Genomic DNA, 3,345 nt, shown 5'->3' with positions numbered 1-3,345 from the left:
AAACCTGTAAAAGTAGTGACATTTTCCAGCCTCAGCCAAGCACTGCTCAATACGGACCCTTTTAAATGTATTCTGTGTGGCGGGAAAATGGTCTATCAGCGGGTCTTGTATGGGCTGGTAACAAAGGATCTGGTTGCTAACGCAGTGGAAATAGCGCGAATGCGTTACGTGATGTAATGCAGGGAAGATCTGCCTGAATTCAGCAAATTCGTTCAAAAATCAGTCGATTAGCCAACAAATAATGATCTCACTCCCTCTTGTGCTGAAAAAAACAGCAAATCTTACCGACTGTGATCCCTATTTCATAAGGCCTCAGGATCTTTGAAATTCCTAGGCGTTCAATTTGGCTTTTTTGTTTTTTCGATGTTCAAGATAATCTTGCCAAACTGATTTGCTAGGCTCCTGTTCAAACAGGGATAAATCAAATTCAGATTTTTTCGTAAGAGGGACTATAGGGTGTTTATATATATTTTCTTTACTTTCTTTCTCTTTCTTCTTTTTCTCTTTCTTTTGTGTGTAGCTGTTTCGGCTACACTTATATGTAGCTGGTTTGGCTACACTATCGCTGTTTTGGTGCTCTGTAGCTGCTTTGGCTACATTTTCATTACAAGATGATGTTTTACAAGGATTTTTCTTGTGTTTATTGATTGTAGCTGATTTAGCGACATTTTTTATTACTGATTTAGCTACACTGTAGCTGTTTTGGCTACACTGTTTTGTCGCTGATTTAGTAACACTTGATGAAAAATTCCACGCTTGAAAATCTTGATTTATACCAATTTTATCACCGAACATTGAAAGCATTTTTAATTTAATCAGTTCTGATTTTGCTTTATTGATATGGGTGCGATGAATACCCGTCATTTCACTAATTTGCCTATCTGTTATGCGATCGAAATCTTTTCCCCAACCAATAGTCCGACGGTGAATGGCATCAAATATTTTGTATTGTCTGAATGTAATAGGTGCAAGTAGTAACGCTTCTTTGAGTTTATTGTCCCATTTGGTCACGAGTTTCGCACCAATAAAAAAACGCTCTATTTTTAAGTTTAATTCAGCATGATATATAAATAGTCAAAACCTTATAAATCAAATACAACTTATTGTAATTTAAGAAAATTTATGTTTTTTAGTAACTTGCAGATTAATCATTGCTTTTAAGCCATTTTTAGAATTTTATATGCCTGTGCGAAACTCGTGTATCAATCACATCCAGTAAATCTTGTTTTACCACGGTTTCGTACAATCGATAGCGGTGATAAATTTGGCGTGCCAGTTTAATGTTGCGCACAATTGGGATACAGATCTCTTTGGCATAGGTTTGTACCGCCAGTGCATATTGGTTCGCCATGCGAACTGCTATCAGCGGTAATATGCTATTGTCAGGATCAAAATAAATACCGACGGCAATATGGGTCGGATTGGCTAATATCATTGATGATTGTGCTATTGCTTGTTTGGTTTCAGCGTTAAGTAGCTCTTGATGAGCTCCGCGACGGGCCGATTTTATTTCTGGATTACCTTCATTTTCTTTGTATTCTCGTTTTACTTCATGCTTTTCCATTTTCATATCGTTGTGATGGAGAAAATATTCACACAGGGCATCTAACAACAAAATAGGTAGTGAAAATAGCAAAAAAAAACAAAACAAATTTCAGCGTTAAGATACGCCAATCATAAATAATATGCCAAATCGTTTTTCGTTGGGTAAATAATAGTGTCGATTGATATGATTGAATGAAAAAATAACAACTACTGATAAAAATAGTAATGCTTTGAGCAGGTTTTTGAGCGCTCGTTTATCTACTAGCCGTTTTATTCCTTGCACGATATCCAGTTTTTTAAAATCTAGTTTAATAGCTTCGGTTGCCAGGATAAATTTTGCTTGGATCAATGATGGGATAATGGCAGCTAATGCGCTGATAAAAATCACCGGTAGGACAGTCGATAAAAATAATGATATTAATGCATTGATAAAACTTTGCGGGTTAATATTGTATGGATTTAACAAAAAATGTTGATAAAAATCAATAAATTGCTTAAACTCGAGATAAAATCCTAATAAACAGATACCAGCAAAATAGGCACAAGCGGAAACTAAATCTTTGCTTTTAAAGGATTGGCCTTTTTTAGCTGAATCACGTAATTTTTTGGCTGTTGGTTTTTCTGTTTTTTCTGCCATCAGTTACCCACTATAATTATTGATGAAATTGACGGCGGGAGCACTGAAATAAGTGTTTGTGGTAGCGTCGTATTGAACAGAATAAATAGCAGGCTAAAAGCCACGATGCTTTTAAGAGTCAACGATAAAGAGAATGCGTTTAATTGCGGGCAAAATAATGAATAAACGCCCAAGCCGATTTCTAGTATAAATAGAGCGATTAATATCGGCGCTGATAGGGTTATTGCTAACATAATGAAACGGGTTAACCATTTGCCTAAAGCGAATAAATCAACATGAACAATTGGGCGACCGATAGGTAATTGTTGGTAACTTTCGGTTATTGTGGCGATGAATTCGAGCATACCGCCTTGATTGAGAAACCATGCAACACAGAACATATTGATTAATGACGCAAGTGAAGAAGATTCAGAACCGGTCGCTGGGTCAAGCATATCGCCAATACTGGCTCCCCTTTGATTATCAATGAATTCACCTATCGCTGAGGCTAGCCAAAAAGGTGTCGCCATCAAGATACCCATAGTTAAACCGATAAATAGTTCAACAACAGATAATGCAATGAATTGACTGGTTGATTGCCATGTTGGGATAACTATCAATGGTGATAAACAGAGAGTAAGTAATAAAATGATAATTCCTTTTAAGGATAAATTGGTCAGTATGCGATCACTCAAAAAAGGCAACATAAAAAATAGTGGCGCCAAATGGGCAAAAATTAATAAATAATTGAATAATGAATTTTGTAGTTGTAGATAGAGTTCTATCATTGTGGTCAGATCCCAGTGGTGAGACCTAAATTGAACATTTCAGTGGCATAAGAGATCACTTTTTCTGCCAACCAACCGGCTTGCATTAATAAGCAGATAAAAACAGGGCCCATTCCCAGTCGAAACGCAACAAACCCATAAAACGTTATGCAGCCATTAGATGAGCTAAAAATACTTCATTTGGAGAAAAATAGCCCAACGATTTTCGTCCCCGAGTATTAAGTATGTGCTCAAGTTCTGCAATCTCGTTGTCCGTGACTGAGTTGAAGTCCGTTCCTTTTGGGTAAAAACGGCGGATAAGTCCGTTACTGTGTTCATTTAAACCACGCTCCCATGAGTGATAAGGCCTGGCAAAGAAGACATTAGCACCGGTGATCTCAGTTATCTGTTTATGCA

The 3,345-nt window shown here is 36.9% G+C and carries 3 protein-coding genes and 1 pseudogene; all 4 read right to left on the bottom strand.

The window, feature by feature from the left end; all coding sequences use genetic code 11:
* Positions 1–330: 330 nt before the first annotated feature.
* Positions 331–1,011 carry a replication protein gene (locus CBG25_RS12090; protein ID WP_290606894.1) on the bottom strand — a complete coding sequence of 227 codons (681 nt, stop codon included), beginning with the start codon at positions 1,009–1,011 and terminating at the stop codon, positions 331–333.
* Between the two features lie 157 nt (positions 1,012–1,168).
* Positions 1,169–2,182: pseudogene (locus CBG25_RS12085) on the bottom strand (EscU/YscU/HrcU family type III secretion system export apparatus switch protein).
* Positions 2,182–2,949 (bottom strand): type III secretion system export apparatus subunit SctT, encoded by a 768-nt coding sequence (gene sctT / locus CBG25_RS12080; protein WP_290606892.1) that lies wholly within the window; start codon positions 2,947–2,949, stop codon positions 2,182–2,184. Before sctT ends, CBG25_RS12085 begins: the two are co-directional and overlap by 1 nt.
* A 145-nt stretch (positions 2,950–3,094) precedes the next feature.
* On the bottom strand, positions 3,095–3,345 hold a 251-nt coding region (locus tag CBG25_RS12075), incomplete at its 5' end, for an IS30 family transposase (RefSeq protein ID WP_290603699.1).

Source organism: Arsenophonus sp. ENCA (assembly GCF_002287155.1).
Lineage (GTDB): Bacteria > Pseudomonadota > Gammaproteobacteria > Enterobacterales > Enterobacteriaceae > Arsenophonus > Arsenophonus nilaparvatae.
The sequence above is the reverse complement of the archived record's forward strand: the minus strand, read 5'-3'. Positions and strand labels throughout refer to the sequence as shown.